At 66.4% G+C, this 16723-nt stretch carries 13 protein-coding genes, 1 rRNA gene and 1 pseudogene; 3 read left to right on the top strand and 12 right to left on the bottom strand.

The annotated features are described in order from the left end of the window. Positions 1-88 (top strand): 5S ribosomal RNA (rrf, locus tag GA0116996_RS28640); the annotation flags it as partial. A gap of 135 nt (positions 89-223) precedes the next feature. Then, positions 224-478 (top strand): hypothetical protein, encoded by a 255-nt coding sequence (locus GA0116996_RS27735; RefSeq protein ID WP_092318318.1) that lies wholly within the window; start codon positions 224-226, stop codon positions 476-478. 5 nt (positions 479-483) lie between these two features. Here the strand turns inward: GA0116996_RS27735 and GA0116996_RS27730 are convergent, their stop codons facing one another. The 6 genes and pseudogenes from GA0116996_RS27730 to GA0116996_RS27705 form a co-directional block, all read right to left on the bottom strand. Continuing rightward, complete coding sequence (locus GA0116996_RS27730; RefSeq protein WP_092318315.1) at positions 484-1161, bottom strand: SOS response-associated peptidase family protein; 678 nt, start codon at positions 1159-1161, stop codon at positions 484-486. Positions 1162-1402: 241 nt separating this feature from the next. Then, positions 1403-3163: a galactose oxidase early set domain-containing protein gene (locus GA0116996_RS27725; protein ID WP_244160008.1), complete on the bottom strand. Its 1761-nt coding sequence runs from the start codon at positions 3161-3163 to the stop codon at positions 1403-1405. 529 nt (positions 3164-3692) lie between these two features. Continuing rightward, complete coding sequence (locus tag GA0116996_RS27720) at positions 3693-4841, bottom strand: branched-chain amino acid ABC transporter substrate-binding protein (RefSeq protein WP_092318312.1); 1149 nt, start codon at positions 4839-4841, stop codon at positions 3693-3695. Between the two features lie 81 nt (positions 4842-4922). Beyond that, entirely contained in the window at positions 4923-5918 is a 996-nt protein-coding gene (locus GA0116996_RS27715; protein ID WP_092318309.1) for a GlxA family transcriptional regulator, read from the bottom strand. A gap of 72 nt (positions 5919-5990) precedes the next feature. Further along, positions 5991-6887, bottom strand: coding sequence for a choline ABC transporter permease subunit (choW, locus tag GA0116996_RS27710; RefSeq protein WP_092318306.1), 897 nt, complete (start codon positions 6885-6887; stop codon positions 5991-5993). Continuing rightward, positions 6880-8061: pseudogene (locus tag GA0116996_RS27705) on the bottom strand (quaternary amine ABC transporter ATP-binding protein); the annotation flags it as partial. The pseudogene GA0116996_RS27705 and the gene choW, both read right to left, overlap by 8 nt. Positions 8062-8474: 413 nt before the next feature. Between GA0116996_RS27705 and purU the strand changes: the two are divergent. Continuing rightward, on the top strand, positions 8475-9347 hold the full coding sequence (gene purU, locus GA0116996_RS27700) for a formyltetrahydrofolate deformylase (protein WP_092318300.1): 873 nt from the start codon (positions 8475-8477) through the stop codon (positions 9345-9347). Positions 9348-9419: 72 nt separating this feature from the next. On the opposite strand, the gene GA0116996_RS27695 is transcribed toward purU, so the two are convergent. From GA0116996_RS27695 to GA0116996_RS27670, 6 genes are all read right to left on the bottom strand, one after another. After that, positions 9420-10283 carry a glycine betaine ABC transporter substrate-binding protein gene (locus GA0116996_RS27695; RefSeq protein ID WP_092318297.1) on the bottom strand — a complete coding sequence of 288 codons (864 nt, stop codon included), beginning with the start codon at positions 10281-10283 and terminating at the stop codon, positions 9420-9422. 91 nt (positions 10284-10374) lie between these two features. Beyond that, entirely contained in the window at positions 10375-11523 is a 1149-nt protein-coding gene (locus GA0116996_RS27690; protein WP_092318294.1) for an FAD-binding oxidoreductase, read from the bottom strand. 21 nt (positions 11524-11544) lie between these two features. Beyond that, on the bottom strand, positions 11545-12783 hold the full coding sequence (locus GA0116996_RS27685) for an aromatic ring-hydroxylating oxygenase subunit alpha (protein ID WP_092318291.1): 1239 nt from the start codon (positions 12781-12783) through the stop codon (positions 11545-11547). Positions 12784-12836: 53 nt separating this feature from the next. After that, complete coding sequence (locus GA0116996_RS27680) at positions 12837-13622, bottom strand: drug:proton antiporter (protein WP_092318288.1); 786 nt, start codon at positions 13620-13622, stop codon at positions 12837-12839. After that, complete coding sequence (locus GA0116996_RS27675) at positions 13619-14791, bottom strand: electron transfer flavoprotein subunit alpha/FixB family protein (protein WP_092318286.1); 1173 nt, start codon at positions 14789-14791, stop codon at positions 13619-13621. Before GA0116996_RS27675 ends, GA0116996_RS27680 begins: the two co-directional genes overlap by 4 nt. 4 nt (positions 14792-14795) lie before the next feature. Further along, positions 14796-16721 carry a (Fe-S)-binding protein gene (locus GA0116996_RS27670; protein ID WP_092318283.1) on the bottom strand — a complete coding sequence of 642 codons (1926 nt, stop codon included), beginning with the start codon at positions 16719-16721 and terminating at the stop codon, positions 14796-14798. Positions 16722-16723: the final 2 nt, after the last annotated feature.

Here is a 16723-nt window from a genome sequence, read left to right as displayed (position 1 = left end):
CACCCCTTCCCATCCCGAACAGGACCGTGAAACAGCTCCGCGCCGATGATAGTGCGGATTCCCGTGTGAAAGTAGGTCATCGCCAGGCTCTTATCCTGCAAAACCCCTCGACAGCGTGTGCTGCGAGGGGTTTTTGCTTTGGCACTGCAGAGACGGTGCCGAGGTGCTAACCTCAAAACGATGCCGTCACCCCGCCGTCACCTCTGGCAAATTGGGAGAGAAAATGAGCCGTCTGCTGCTCACCAATATCGACCCCGGCACCTCGGACGAAGAGATCGAGGCGTTTCTGGAAAAGTACGGCTTCCCGCCATTCGACAGCCTGGAGCATGAGGACGGCGACGGCTCGCACCCGGCCGTGCTGCTGACTTATGAAACGCTGGACCCCGCGGTGCTGGGCAAGCTGCAGCAGCGCATCGACCATATGTACTGGAAGAAGCGCCAGCTGAGCGCTTCTATCCTGCATGACCGTTTCGCCTGAGCGGCCTAGCGCGATGGTGCGCCCGGTCCTGCCGCGCCGGCTTCCTCGGCGGGTTGGGGCGTAAGCGGGGCAGGAACCGCCATCATCTTCTCGGCCGGATAGAGCGCCATGAAGCTTCGCGCCAGCTCCGGATCGCGGCACGAGAGCCAGGCTTGCCATTGCAGGTACGGAATCATTACGACCGACCGTTTTTCCTTGCCGGGGGCATGCATCAGCTTCATCACCGCATGGCCAGGCGCGCTCACCGTGAACATGGCGAAGGAATAGGTTCCGTCCGGCCATTGCTTCCACAGCCCGGCAATGCCGAGCGCCGGCTCGTCCGGTAGCCAGATCCGGTAGCGGATCCAGCCCTGGCCGGCGACGTAGCACGGCTCGTAAATGGCCATCGCAGGCACCAGGCACAACTGGGTGCGGTGCCACGCGCTGCACGAACCGCGCTTGTCGCCGACGCCCTCGGCGCGGACATTCATGGTTTCAAAATCCCGGGCGCCGTGGACGTGGCGCGAGCGCGGCACGAGGCCAAAAGTAGCCAGCAAACATTGGCGCCGGCCACGGGCGTCCGCACGGACGATCGGCGCGGCATCGCCTGGCCATATTTCGGGCTTCCATGGTCCTGGCGGTGGTTCGGCCCCGAAAACATCGCGCAGCACCGGGCCCGTCACCGCGGCAAAATTGGTACACACGGTTTTACCTCCCCTGACGTCAGATGCCTTGCCGCAGGCACGGTCAGCCGCGTTCGATGCGCCTGTTCAGCGGCGGTGCCAAGGGAGAGGGTGGGCGTCTGTGGAAGCTGGCGCCTCGTGGTACGCCTATGGCTTCCAGCTTCTGATGGTCAGCGGGACTGGGCATGACTGTCTCCTGAACGGGCAACCATACCCGTCCTTCTTGCAACAATCATGCCGCCATGCTGTTCAATCTCCGGCCTCAGGAAACCCGGACGAATTTGGCGACGGAAGGCACACCTTGCGAGTCGATGATAAACAGCATGTAGTAGCCGGGCGGCACCAGTGAACTGGAGGCGGGCAGGGTGACGCGCAGGTTCTTGGCGCCCTGTTTGGTATGGCGCAGTTTGATATAGCGCTGGTGCATGTCGTTGGCGTGGGTCACGGCCCCCGGCGCGACCAGGGCGACGCTGGAAACATTGGGGGTGCTGGAGCCGACGGTAAAGGTTTGTCCCAGGCTCAATGTACCGGGTGCGCTGGTGATATTGGGACGCGATCCCTTGAACAGGTACGGTGGCGAATACACCTGTGCCTGGTGCGTGCTGGCGGCCAGGGGATTCATATCGTCCTGGGACAGCAACACGGTAGCGTCAGGCAACAGAATGGCACTCGAGTGGTAGCCAGCCTGAATGGTGTTCGGACTCATCGGAATCCAGGTTCCGGTCGGATCGCCGGCCGGCTTGTTGTAAAGCTCGCTGTCGAAATGCGGGTTGTCATAACCGTTGCTGGCCGCATTCCCGCCCACGGTAAACAGCGTGCCATCCGGCAGGATTACGGTATTGGCGTTATGGCGAGGCTGCAGCCATTGCGGAAACTGTCGCCACCCGGCGTTGGGATTGCCGACATCGAACCATTCGTTGTTGCGGAAGGCGCTGTCGCCTTCGGCGCCGCCCGCGATCATGACGACCTGCTTGGCGGGCGTGACCGAGGCATCGGTATAGAGAACGCCGTTAGCCCACTCATAGTGCGAGCTCAGCATGTTCGGAATGCTGCTCCATGACCAGCTGCCAGGCGTCAGCAGCGCCGTATTGTAGAAAGCCGGCCCGGCCTGCATCATCTGGCCCGAGCCAAGCAGGTACTGGAACGGGTACATGCCGGAGGGGTCGCGGAAAGAAACCGTGCTCATCGTGCCGACGCTGTCCATGCCTGGCGCAGGGGTGAACAACTCGACCACCGCCGTGGTATTTCCGGATCCTGTTTCGTCGAGACCGCTGGTAATGACCACGCTGTTGTCTGCCAGCTTGGTAACGGTCGGATACCAGCGGCCGACCGACATATTCGGCTGCGCGGTCCAGGTCTCGGTCAGTGGATTGAAGGTATAGCTGCTCAGTGCGCCCTGGAAGTTTTGCTGCCCTTCCGGCGCGTTCGGGTCCGGGTAGCGCAGGTTGCCACCCGCAAGGAAAACCCGGCCGTCGCTCAATATCGTCTGGCCGGCACACCAGATATTTTCCGGCGGCGTAATCGCGTGTCCCGTACGGGTTACCGGATCCCAGACATAGGCGACGCCCGTGTTGGACGCCGCCGGATTATGGTATTGAGTCGGCTCGTACGACCAGAACAGCACCTTGCCAGTGTGCAGCAGTACCGCCGTGATGCCGACTACCGGGATGACGAATGGCGCGCTCCATTGGCCAGCCGTATTGGTGGCCTGGGCTCTGGCTGCGGCCAGCAACTGATCATCCGGCGTGGCAACCCGGTCCAGCCCGGCTGCCACGCGACATTGTTTGGCACGCGCCCTGGCATGCGACTCGGCATGGGCCGGACCGAGCACCGCAGTTTCTCGCTGCTTCAGCCTGGCTTCGGCGGAAGGATTGTTGCAGGCGTCATTGTCAAAGCTGACGGGCGCCGCTGCGTGAATCGGCAGCGCCACCAACGAAAAGCCAAGCACTGACGCCCACACGGTTTTCCGGAAGATGGTGAGTTGACGCATTTGCATCACCTCCTGCGGTGACAGCGTTGCCATGGAATGCGGGAGTTCCGCGCGACGAAGCTCACGGTGGAGTGCCGCAAGGACATTCGCACCGGACTTTTCTAGCTTAGGGTGGCAAGCGGCGAGGCAATGTGGGCTGGCGCACGGAAGGCACGCGATCGGGGGCTTGCGTTTTGCTCAAGAAGCGTTGAAGTCGCTCAAAGAATCTTGGTGCGGCAATACATCATTTAACATAATATACATTATGCGAATGAAATCGAGTTTTGGGCCGGTAGGAAAATTTCGATTTATGTAAAGTCAAGCCCCCGGCGTCGGGGGTTCGGAAGCAAGAGCCAGCACCGTTAGCGTGCTGGCTTTTTTGTTGCCGGAGACGCGATGACTACCGTGAGGACAGTCCCGTCGGCCTGGGCTGGCGCAAGCGAGGTCGTGACATCAACCCAGCTCCCGGGCTGGAATCCCGCGTGCGCGGCTTGATTTGCGAACAGCTATGCCGATTTCAGTCCGGCACCTGTCATCCGGCAATCGTGAGCAGACGTTGCCATACGACATGCCGAGCCTCGCCTCACTCGGCCGCAATCGTCGTCACCGCCTGCCAACGGCCCCCTTTGACCTGGTAAAGCGTTGACGCCGGATTCCTCAATTCGCCATCGCCATCGAAGGCGATCGTGCCGGTCACTCCCTCGTATTGCGTTGCGCGTACCGCCGGCACGTAATTGGCGGGCTTCGCGGAGCCGGCGCTTTTCATGGCCAGGATAACGACCCACGTGGCGTCGTAGGCGAACGGCGCATAGCTTAGGCTGTCGCTGCCGAAGCGTTTCCTGAATTTCTGCAGGAACGCCCTGCCCTGCGGCAGGCTGTCGCGCGGACGTCCATACTCCCATGCCATGGCGCCTTCGGCGGCGGGTCCGGCGATCTTCAGGAAGATGCTGTCGGCGATGCCGCCGCTGCCGACGAACTGGGTGCGCATGCCCAGTTCGCGCATGCGCTTCGTGACTAGTGCCGCCTGGTTGTCGAGTCCGGCGAAGAAAAGCACATCGGCGTTTGCGGCGCGGATGTTGGTGAGCTGGGCGCTGAACTCGACGGCCTTGTCGCTGGCGTATTCCGCGATCACGATCTTCCCGCCAGCGGCGACGACGGCCTTCTTGAATTCGTCCACGGCGCCATGGCCGAACGCGGTGCGGTCGTCCATCACGGCAATGCGGTGAGCCTTCATCACCTTGACCACGAACCTGCCCGCGTTGCCGGAGTTTTGCGCGTCGTCTGGAATGATGCGGAAGACCGTCCCCAGGCCCTGCTGCGTGATGGCCGGATTGGTCGCCGCCGGATGGATCACCGGGATCCCGACCCGCGCGAAAACCGGCCCGGCCGGCAGTGCAACGCCCGAGTTGTAATACCCGATTACGGCGGCTACCCCATCGTCCACCAGTTTCTGCGCCACCTGAACGCCGATGCGCGGGTCGCTCTGGTCATCGCCGGTGGCGAGTTCGAAACGCACGGCCTGTCCGTCGAGCCGGATAGCCTGCGCATTGGCTTCCTCCACGGCAAGGCGGACACCGTTCTCGATGTCCTTGCCATTGGCGGCGTTGAGCCCGGTAAGCGGAGCGGACACGCCGATCCTGACCACCTGCTGCCCATGAGCATGGGTGCATGCCAGGGTCAGCAGGGTGGCGTTGAGGCCGGCAACCAGCAGCCTTCTGGCAAAGTCGGTCATTGGTTCCTTTCCGCGGCCGAGTGCGTCGGCGCATGCCGCCTGCGGCCGGCGCATGCGCCCTGCCCGATTCTAACGGTGAAATCATCCCCCCTGCCGGCGCTCGTGGCTGGGCGCATGCCCGAACTGCGCCCGGTATGCCTTGCTGAAATGGCATGGCGACTGAAAGCCGCAGACCGCCGTCACCTGCGCGATCGACGCGTTGGTCGTGCGCAGCATGTCGCGCGCGCGCTTCAGGCGCAGGGTCAGATAGTAATGAGTCGGCGACACGTTCAGATAGAACTTGAACATGCGCTGCAGGTGCCGCTGCGACAGCCGCACCAGCCGCGCCAGTTCATCGAGCGACAGCGGTTCCTCGATATTCGCCTCCATCAGCCGCACCACCTCGACCAGCTCTGCCCGCGACAGGCCGACGCGCGCATTGACCGGGACCGGCTGCGCATCGGTGGCGCCCCGTATGCGCTCCAGTACGAACTGCTCGGAGACCTGCGCGGCCAGCTGCCGGCCGAAGCGCAGGCCGACGAGATGCAGCATCATGTCGATGGGTGCCGTGCCGCCCGTGCAGGTCAGCCGGTCGCGGTCGATCACAAAGAGCTCGTCGGCGAAACGCACCAGCGGAAACTCTTCATGCAGCGACGCCCGGCTTTCCCAATGCACCGCGCAGCGGTAGCCGTCCAGCAGCGCGCTCGACATCAGCGCGTAGGCGCCGGTGCAGATGGCGCCCAGCGGCATGGCCAGCGCGGCCAGCCTTGCCAGCATGGCACGCAGGCGCTCATCAACGGCATCGCGGATGCGGATGCCACCGCAGACGATCATGACGTCCGGCAGCGCGGCGTCGTCGAGGGCGCCGGTGGGCCGGACCACGATGCCGTTGCTCGCCTGCACCGGTTCGCCGTCGGGCGAATAGATCGACCATGTGTAATGCTCGGCACGCCCCAGGTAGTTGGCCATGCGCAGCACTTCGACCGCACTGGAAAACGCGATCATCGAGAAGTCCGGCAGTGTCAGGAAGCCGAAGTGCGACAGCGGCGCCAGCGCTGCGGCTGGCGCGGCGGGTGCGGCGGGCTCGGGGGGCGGCATTGGCGCGGAAGTGCTGTCGGTCGGCACGGCTGCAACGCCTTTGAGGTCGATGTGGTGGCGGCTGGCGGCGGATCAGGCTTGCGCCGTGGCGGCCTTGGCGCCGAACAACTGCCTGAGTCCCGAGAACAGCGGCGCCTTTGCTTCGCCCGGCGCACGGCCGAAGCTCTCGGTGATGCGATCGAGCATGATCGCCAGCAGCACCACCGAGAGACCGCTCTCGAAGCCCAGGCCGATATCGAGCCGCTGGATGCTGGCAAGCACCTCGTTGCCCAGGCCGCCGGCGCCGACCATCGAGGCGATGATCACCATCGACAAGGCCATCATGATGGTCTGGTTTACCCCTTGCATGATCGACGGCAGCGCGTTCGGGAACTGCACCTTGTACAGCAGCTGCCACGGCGTGCAGCCGAAGGCGTGGCCGGCTTCGACGATCTCCATGTTGACCTGCCGGATGCCAAGGCAGGTCAGCCGGACCGCGGGCGGCATGGCAAAGATCACCGTTGCCAGGATGCCGGGCACGCGGCCGAGGCCGAACAGCATCGCGGCCGGGATCAGGTAGACGAACGCCGGCATGGTCTGCATCAGGTCCAGCACCGGGCGTACGGCGGCGGCAACCAGCCGGTTCCTTGCCGCCCAGATCCCGAGCGGCACCCCGAGCAGCAGGCTGATGATGGTCGACGACAGCGTCAGCCCCAGCGTGATGATGGTCTGGTCCCAGAAGCCGGTGGCGAAGATGACGAACAGCGACGCCGCGGTGAAGAGCGCGAAGCGCCAGCCCACGCGCCAGAGTCCGATGCCGATGAAGATCGCCATCATCAGCCACATCGGCACGGCTTGCAGGCCGCGCTCGATCAGTTCCGCGAGGCCGCCGATGGCGCGGCCGATGGCGTCGAAGGTCGCGGCGTCGTGGTCCAGAAGGTAATGGACGGATTGGTCGACCCAGCGGCCGAGGGGCAGGAGTTCAGACATGGTTACCTCGCGAGCGCGTGATGGCTTTCAGGATGACGGCGCGGCTGACCGAGCCGCGATAGCAGCCGTCGTCGTCGACGACCGGCAGCGCATTCGGGTTCGCGACCACGCGCTCGACGACGTGGTCGAGCGACGCGCTGAGCCGGATGCTCTCGACGGGACGCACGTTCTGCGTGGCGTCGCGCGTGACGAAGCCACGCAGCTTGCGCTGCGCATCCAGCACGAAGGCGTAGTCCTCGGTGCCGTTCAGCGTCGCGGCGATGTTGGCCGCGTCGAGCCTGGACAGCGTCGGCACGGCGTTGGTCTGCATCAGGTCGCCGGCGGTCAGGTAGCGGCTGGTGTCGATGCCGTCGAAGAAGGTGCGGACGTAGTTGTCGGCCGGATTGGCGATGATCTCGTGCGGCGTGCCTACCTGGACCAGCCGGCCGCCTTCCATGATCGCGATCCGGCTGCCGATGCGCAGCGCTTCCTCCAGGTCGTGCGAGACGAACATGATGGTGCGGCGGTGCTCCTTCTGCAGCTGCAGCAGCACGTTCTGCATTTCCTTGCGCTTGAGCGGATCGAGCGCCGAAAAGGCCTCGTCCATGATCATCAGCGACGGATTGACCGCCAGCGCGCGCGCCAGCCCGACGCGCTGCTGCATGCCGCCGGAGAGCTCGCGCGGCAGCTTCTGCGCGAACGTCGCCAGGCCGACCTGCTCCAGCACCTCCATGGCGCGGCGCTCCCGCTCTTTCCTGCCGACGCCGGCGACCTCGAGGCCGAAGGCGGCATTGGACAGCACGGTGCGCTGCGGCATCAGGGCGAACGACTGGAACACCATGCTCATGTCCTTGCGGCGCAGCGCGATCAGCTCGCCACGGCTGACCGCTGCCACGTCGCGCCCGCCGATCAGCACCTTGCCGGCGGTCGGTTCGACCAGCCGGTTGACCAGGCGGATCAACGTCGACTTGCCGGAGCCCGACAGGCCCATCAGCACGAAAATTTCGCCTTCCTTCACGTCGAACGACACGTTGTGCACCCCGACCACGTGGCCGGTGCGCCGGAACACCTCATCCTTCGTCGCACCGGCGGCGAGCATGTCGAGGGCCTGCCTGGGATTGCTGCCAAACACCTTGCACAGACCTTCGACCACGACCTTGGGACTATCCATCGAAACCTCTCCTGGTCCTGCGGGACTCACTCGTCATATGGCATGCCAGCCTTTCGTCCACTCCCCGGGAAAGCGCTGGGGGCGCGTTACTACCCTCCGCCGTGGAACGGCCTTGGCAAACGTTGTCGTCGCATCGCGATCCGCGTTGCACGATTACCTACATGGTTGCCAAGAAACGCCGTCCCCTGCCGACGAATTCCGACAAGCGCTTGCGCAAATGCGACAACGGCAATCCGGCACGGAAAATTTGACGGCGACTATCCACAAACGGCGCCAGCCGTCCGGGGCGCGCGGCACGGGGCCACGCGCGGCGTGGCGCGCGGATACCAGGCACGCGGCGCTTCGGTTCTATCCGGTGCCCGCACGGGCTGATCTACTTGGCGCATGGCATGTGCGCGCACCAGGCGTCCGCGGCCAGTCAACCACAGAGGAATCGCATGAACGCGCAGTCTCCTTCACCGCAGCACATCCTGACGCTGTCGTGCCCGAGCGCCCCCGGCCAGGTGGCCGCCACCGTCGGCTTGCTCGAGCGCCATCGCTGCTATATCGACGCCCTGACCGTCTTCGACGATGACCTGAGCAACCGCTTCTTCCTGCGTTGCGTGTTCCATCCGACCGATGCGCAGGCACTGGACATCGGCCGGCTACGGCAGGAATTCACGCCGATCGCGCAGGGCTTCGGCATGCAGTGGGCGATCCACGATGCGTGCGCCCGTCCCCGCGTGCTGATCATGGTGTCGAAGCTCGAGCATTGCCTGGCGGACCTGCTGTTCCGCTGGCGCATGGGCGAACTGAAGATGGATATCGTCGGCATCGCCTCCAACCACGCCGACCTGGAGCCGCTGGCGCGCCAGCACGGCCTGCCGTTCCGGCACTTCCCGATCACGCCCGAGACCAAGGCCGGGCAGGAAGCGCGCTGGCTCGACCTGTTTGAATCGAGCGGCGCCGAGCTGGTGATCCTGGCCCGCTACATGCAGGTGCTCTCGGCCGCAACCAGCGCCAGGCTGGCCAATCGCGCGATCAATATCCACCATTCGTTCCTGCCCGGCTTCAAGGGCGCCAAGCCCTATCACCAGGCGCATGCGCGCGGCGTCAAGCTGATCGGCGCGACCGCGCACTTCGTCACCGACGACCTCGACGAAGGCCCGATCATCGAGCAAGCGGTCGAGCGCGTCGATCATTCGTACCGGCCGGAGCAGTTGCTCGCGGTCGGCCGCGACGTGGAATGCATCACGCTCGCGCGCGCGGTGAAGGCGTTTATCGAGCGGCGCGTATTCCTGAACGGCGACCGCACGGTCGTATTCCAGTAGGCGCAACGAAACGGGCCACGATCGCATAACGATCGTGGCCCGCAATCCTGTCGCCACCGGGGGCAGGCGGAATTACTGCGCGTTCTCGAGCCACGCGCTGACGCGGTCTCCATGCGCGGCGATCCAGGCGTCGGCGGCCGCCTCCGGTTTGGTGCCGTTCTGGATTGCCAGCATCACGCTGTCGATCTCGCCCGGCTTCCACTGGAACTTCTTCAGGAAGGCCACCACCGGCCTGGCCTTGTTCTCCAGGCCCGGGTTGACGACGTTGTCGACGTGCTCGGACTCGCCGAACACCTTCTTGGGATCGTCGAGGAAGCGCAGCTTCCACTTGGCGAACATCCAGTGCGGGGCCCACCCGGTCACCACCACCGGCTTGTTGCTGTTCATCGAGCGCGCCAGTTCCACCGTCATCGCGCTGCCCGAACTCGGCATCAGCGTATAGCTCAGGCCATAGCTCTTGATTGCCTCCGAGGCCTTGCGCATTACCCCCGCGCCGGCGTCGATGCCGACGATGCGGCCTTCGAACGCGGCCTTCTGCGCATTGAGCTCGTCGATGCTTTTCGCGCTGACCGACGCCGGCACGATCAGGCCGATCCTGGCCTCGGTGAAGTTGGGACCCAGGTTGACGACCTTGCCCTTGAACTGCTCCCAGTACGCGCCCTGCGTCACCGGCAGCCAGGCCGACAGCGTCGCGTCGAGGTCGCCGCGCGCAACGCCCTGCCACATCACGCCCGCCGCGACCGGCACCAGCTGCACCGGATATCCCAGCCTTTTCTCGATGATGCGCGCGGCCACGTTGGTGGTGGCAACGCTGTCGTCCCAGCCCTCGACGTAGCCGATCTTCAGGGTGGGCCTGGTGTCCCCGAGCGCGAGCGCACTCCATGTCAGCATCACCGAGGCGGCGCTGGTGAAGAACAATTTGGTGAGAAGTTTCATGTCTACCCTCCTGTCATCGGCGCCGAGGCGCTCCCTTTCCGAATGCGAAGCGCCGGGCGCCGTGGGCGCCGGATCTCGCACAACCCTTGCCTCACTTGTCGATCACAAGGTCCGATAGCGGCTTGCTGCAGCACAGCAGCACCATGCCCTGGTCGATCTCGCGCTGGCGGATACCGCCGTTGTGCTTCATCTCGACCTGGCCGCTGAGCAGCTTCACCTTGCAGGTGCCGCACATGCCCTGTGTGCACGACGCCGCCAGCCGTACGCCCGCCTGGCGCGCCGCGTCGAGCACGTTCTGCCCCGCGCCGCAGGAAATCTCGCGGGCGGTTCTGGTGAAGCTGATGTTGAATTGCGCGGCGTTCGCGGGGGCGCCGGCCGCCGGCACGCCCGCCTCCACCGTTGCGCCGGCGTCGGGCTCCGCATGCAAGGTCTCGAACGAGAAGCTTTCCTCGTGGTAGCGCCTGCGATCGAAGCCGGCTTCGTCGAGCAGCGAGCGCACCGCCTGCATGTACGGGGCCGGCCCGCAGGTGAAGACCTCGCGCTCCATGAAGTCCGGCGCGACCAGCTTCAGCAGCGGCAGCGACAGGAAACCGGTGACGCCTGGCCAGTTGGTGCGCGTGCCGACCCGCTCGCACACGAACGCGGTGCGGAAGTTGCTGTGGTTCGACGCGATCAGGTCCAGCTCGCGCGCGAAGATGATGTCGTCCGGCGTGCGCGCGCTGTGCATGAAGACGATATCGCGGTCCTCGGCCAGGTCATGGTGCGCGCGGCTCATCGACATCAGCGGCGTGATGCCCGAGCCCGCCGACAGGAACAGGTACTTGTGCGCCGGATGCCGGGCGCAGGTGAACTCGCCGGCCGGTCCCAGCATGCGCACCGGCGTGCCCGGCTTCATGGTGTCGTGCAGCCAGTTCGACACCTTGCCGCCCGGCACGCGCTTGACCGTGATCGAGACCGTGTGCGGCCGCGCCGGCGACGAAGAGATCGTGTAGCAGCGGTTGATCGTCTCCCCGTCGATATCGAGCTCCAGCGTGACAAACTGCCCCGGCTCGAACACAAAGGCGCGCCCCAGCGGCGAGCGGAAGAAAAAGCTCTTCACATCGTGGGTTTCCTGCCGCACATGGCAGCACACCAGCGTCTCTTCCGCGTCGCTGGTCCAGCGCTCCGGAAGCGCGTTCCAGAACGACGGGCGTGTCACCCGGCTGTCTGCCGATTCAAACTGCACCGCATCGCGCATCATCTCGACCTCCCCTCCTTGCGCTCAGGCCCCGATCTGCTCGGCGAGCCGGCGCACGTACCAGGCCGAGAACTTCTCGACCAGGCCTTCCGTGAACGGCGAGTACGGGCCGGGCTCGTAGGCGCTGCTGCCGGCGCCGCGCTGCGAGTACTCGACCAGCGCGCGGTCCTGGTCGTTGGTCGCGTTCCAGACCGCGGTCAGGTTCTTCACGTCGTAGTCGACGCCCTCGCGCGCGTCCTTGTGCACCAGCCATTTGGTGCGCACCAGGGTCTCGCCGGCCGACAGCGGTATCACCGAGAACGTGACGATGTGGTCGCTCATGAAGTGATGCCAGGAGTTCGGCTGCGTCCAGAACGACAGGCCGCCCAGGTCGGCCTGCCCGAACTGGCCCAGCAGCTTCTTCGACGCCACCTTCGCGTCCAGCGTCTGCGACTCGCCGCTGCGGTCCAGCGGCAGGCGCTGGGTACGGAAGCCGGTGGTTTCCAGCAGCCGCTCGATCTCGGCCGAGGGCAGCTTCATCGCTTCCCACTCTTCGGCGCGCGTGCGGCAGGTGCGCTCGAACGCCTCCATGCCCTCGGCGTTGGCGGGCGAGCGCTGGTAGCCGAAGCCGTACTCGTACAGCGAAATGGTCAGCTCCGGATGGTTCGCGACACAGTGATAGCACTCGCGGTTGTTCTCCATGGTCAGCTTCCAGTTGCCCTGCTCGATGATGTCGACCTGCGCGGCGACCTTGGTGTTGGGCAGGTCGTGCGGCAGCAGGTACGGCTCCATGGCAGCGCGCATCGCCGCGAAATCGGGCGGCTCCTTGGCCAGGCAGACGAAGATCAGCCCGGCAAGGTTCTCGACGTGGACCGATTTCAGGCTGTGCTTGCAGCGGTCGAACTTCTCGCCCATGTGCTCGGCGAACATCAGCTCGCCGCTCAGGTTGTAGGTCCAGCTGTGGTACGGACACACGATATTGCCCACCGTGCCCTTGTCCTCGTTGCACAGGCGCGCGCCGCGATGGCGGCACACGTTGTGGTAGGCGCGCACCTGCATGTCGTCGTCGCGCACGATCAGGATCGAGTCCTGGCCGAGCTCGACGGTGACGTAGTCACCCGGCTCGGGCACGTCGGGCTCGACCGCCACCTGGATCCAGTGCTGGCGGAAGATTGCCTCCATGTCGAGCGCGAAGATCTCGTCGCTCAGATAGAAAGGCGCCTCGAGGCTGTGGCCCGCCTTGCGCCGCTGCACCAGCGCGCGAATGTCTGCCGATACGTTCATCGTTTGCTCCGGATTCCCTGCGTCCCTGGTTGTTTGCCGACAGACCGGCAATGTCAGTAGTCGATGAGTTGATGCTCGCGTAAATAGGCGAGGATGACTTGTGCTTTTTCGACCGAAGTCCCACCGTTTACGACGTTGCCGCCGCGGCTCTCGGTGGTGGTCGCGGACAGCATGCGGGCGTGGCCAGAACGCTTCTCGGCCGCCGCCAGCCTGACCGGCTTGCGCTCGATGGCGCCCAGCGTCCAGGCGGCGGCGTCGTGGTCCGCGTAGCGGGCTGCCGGCGCAGTGCGCACGGTGCCGTCGCGCAGGCGGGCGTAGGCGTAGCGCGGCTGCGCATTCGCCAGCGGGTGCACCGCCACCACCGCGGGCAGCGCCGCATCGACGCGCCGGCGCAAGCCCTTGGGCAGGAACTGCCGCACGGCGACGCGTCCGCCCTCGATGTCGATATCGACCGCGGCGCCGACCAGCGGCCGGCCAAGCACCGCGGCAAGGCGGTACGGCAGCATGCCGGTGTCGTAAGCGCCCTCGGCGCGGGTGCCGGTCAGCACCAGGTCGCAGTGCTTCACGTGCGCGGCCAGCACGCGCGCCGCGTCGTCGCCGGCGCCGCACGCCAGTACCTCGATCTCGCCGGCGCCGAGCGCCAGATAGTCGGCCAGTGCCGGATCGGCGGCATCGCCCGCGTGCAGCACGGCGAGCTGCGCGCCGTGCCTGGCGGCCAGGCCGCGCGCAAGCTCCAGCGCGGCGGCGTCGTTGCGGCTGTAGCGCGGCGCGCCGCTGAGCGGATGACGGCCGATGGAGACCAGCACCGCGATGCGCTTCACTTGTCGGGGGGCGTTCATGCTGCGACTCCTGCGAGTTCCCTGGGGCGCGCCGGGGCCGGCTGGCCCGGCGCAGCGCGTGCCGCCTGCACCAGCGCGATCAGTTCGGCGATGGTTTCGCGGGCGTCGCCGACGATGGTCAGGTTCGCGCGCCTGGCGATCGGCGCGCTGCCGTCGAGGTTGACGGCAATCACGTGGCGGCAGTCCTTGATACCCTGCAGGTGTTGCACCGCGCCGGAGATGCCGAAGGCGATATAGACGCTCGCCTCGACCGTCTTGCCGGTGGCGCCGACCTGCTTGTCGCGGCTGAAATGCCCGTTGTCCACCGCGACCCGGCTGGCGGCGACGGCTGCGCCGAGCGCGCCCGCGAGCTGCTCGAAGGCACCGATATCCGCCACGCCGTTGCCGGCCGCGACGATGAAGTCCGCCTCCTCGAGCGCAACCCGGGCGGCATCGATCTGCTCGATGCCCTGGTCGCGGTACGGGTGCGTGCTGCTTCCCTTGGCAAACAGGAAGTCGGGCGAGAGCCGCTCGCCGGCGCCGGTGAACGGCAGCTTCGCGTCGACCGCACCGGGCGCCAGCAGGATCACGTCGGGCAGCGCCCGGGTCGCGAACGAACGCCTGGCGTGCGCAAACGTGCCGACGTGGCGCGCATCGATCTCGACCACGTGGGTCGCGACGCTGGCCCCGGCCTCCGCCGTCGCCGCGGCATAGCGCCGGCCAAGGTCACCGTCGCCCGCGGCGTTGTCGGGCATGAAGACATGCCTGGCCGACAACGCGGTGGCGCAGGCCTGCAGCGCGCGCAGTTCCGCCTCGGGGGCGAAGGTGCGGCGGTCGAACTCGGGCAAGGCGATCAGCTTGTCCGCGCCCAGTTCCGCGGCATCGTCCTTCATCTCGCCGAACACCAGCAGCGCGACCTCGGTCTGCGCGTCGGCCAGCAATGCCGCTGCGGCAACCGCCTGGCGCGCATGCTCGTCGAGCGCGCCGCGCTCGCTGTGCGCGGCCACCAGCATCACGTAGCGCGGGTCGCTTACCAGGCGCCGCGGCTTTGCCGCCGCGCCATGGCCGTGCGCGGGCCAGTGCGCGGCGCCCGCGTCGGCGCTGCCGGCCTCGCCCAGCGTGATGCGCCTGAGGCCCGCCGCGGTGATGATGAACGGCCGGCGCGGATCGATTCGTTTGATCGTGTCCATCGATTTACTCCAGGGAGGCCGCAACCAGTTCAGCCACGTCGAGCACCTCGGGCCGCGGGCCGACCACGCCCTCGAGCATCGCGGTGCAGTTGGGACATCCCACCGCGACCACTTCCGCGCCCACCGCGCGCGCGTCGGCGATGCGGATATCGGGAATGCGCTGCTTGCCCGGGATGTCGGTCAGCGGCGCCCCGCCGCCACCGCCGCAGCAGCGGCCGCGCATGCCGTGGCGTTCCATCTCGACCACCTGGATGCCGATGGTCTTGAGCAGCTTGCGCGGCGCCTCGGTCTCGCCGTTGTAGCGGCCCAGGTAGCACGGATCGTGATACGTGGTGCGCTTGTCGCTGAGCGCTTCCACTGCCCTGGGAGCGATCAGTCCGCTCGCCGCCAGCTCGGCCATATAGGTGGTGTGATGCTTGACCGTGACACGCAGTCCGAGCGCGCGGTACTCATTGCGCAGGCTGTGCATCACGTGCGGGTCCGCGGTCACGATCTGCTTGAACGAAAGCGTGCCGAGCGTGCCGATCAGGTGCCTGGCCAGCTGCTGGAAAGTGGCCTCGTCGCCGAGCCGGCGCGCAACATCGCCCGTGTCGGTTTCGACCGCGCCCAGCACTGCATAGTCGACGCCGGCCTTGTTCAGCACCTTGACCAGCGCGCGCAGGGTGCGCTGGTAGCGCATGTCGAAACCACCCTCGCCCGCCACCACCAGCACGTCGACCGCCCTGGCGGGCTGCGCCACGGGTGCGTTCAGATCCACCGACCAGTCGTAGCGCGCCGCCTTGTCGTAGCCGCCCATGGTGCCGGTCTCGCGCAGGTTCGCCAGCACTTCGGCGCCCTTGCCCGGCACGGTGCCGTGCACCAGGGTCTGGTTGCGGCGCAGGTCGACGATCGCGTCGACGTGCTCGATCAGCATTGGGCATTCCTGCACGCAGGCGCGGCAGGTGGTGCACGACCACAGCGTCTGCGCCTCGATCAGCCCGGACACGATCGTCCCGTCGGGTTCGCCGCGGTGCCGGCCGACGGGAATCCCCGGCGTCGGACTGCCGGCGTAGGCGGCATCGGTGCCGCCCGCCATGCCGACTACCAGGTCCTGGATCAGCTTCTTCGGGTTCAGCGGCTGGCCGGAGGCGAAGGCCGGACACGCCGCCTCGCACTTGCCGCACTGCACGCAGGCGTCGAAGCTCAGCAGCTGGTTCCAGCGGAACTCGACCGGCTTGGCGACGCCGTATTCTTTCTGTTCGATGTCGGGCAGCTTCAGCGCCGTCGGCGGCGTGGCGGTACCGCTGCCGGTATACGAGTCGGGCGTTGCGGCGAAGCGCTCCTGGCGCGGGTGGAAGGCCAGGTGCAGCAGGCCCGCCATCGCATGCTTCATCGGTCCGCCCGTGGCGGCGCCGACCGTCATCGCGAACGCGCCGATGCCGATCAGCACCGCGCACAGCACCGCGAACGCGCCCGACATGATTGCGGCGGGAACCACCGTGTACAGTGCCAGGCCCAGCGCGAACGCGCCGAGCAGCCAGGGCAGCGTATTCCACGGCCCCTTCGACAGGCGCGCCGGCACATCCTTCGCCTTGCGTCGGCGCCAGACGAAGACCGCGCCGACCAGCATCGCGAGCGCCGCGACCAGGATCAGCTTGTCGAGCCATGGCGAATAGATTGCCAGGCCGTAGTTGACGAACACCAGCGCCAGCGCGGCAATCGCCCCGCCCGCCGTGGCCACGTGCGTCCTGGCGATATACGGATCGCGCGCCACCACGTGGTGCAGGTCGACAAAATAGCGCCTGGGGATCGCGAACAGGTTGGCGATGGCGGCCGAGCCGGGCGCGGCCGCCCGCCCTGCCCGCCAGTACGACGCGCGCCGCAGCAGCGCAAAGGCCAGCCCCGCCACCGACAGCCACAGCAGGACGGTAATCAGCAAGGATGGTTGCATGG

This window comes from Cupriavidus alkaliphilus (assembly GCF_900094595.1).
In the GTDB taxonomy this organism is placed as follows: Bacteria; Pseudomonadota; Gammaproteobacteria; order Burkholderiales; family Burkholderiaceae; genus Cupriavidus; species Cupriavidus alkaliphilus.
This window is presented reverse-complemented; position numbering and strand designations above follow the sequence as displayed.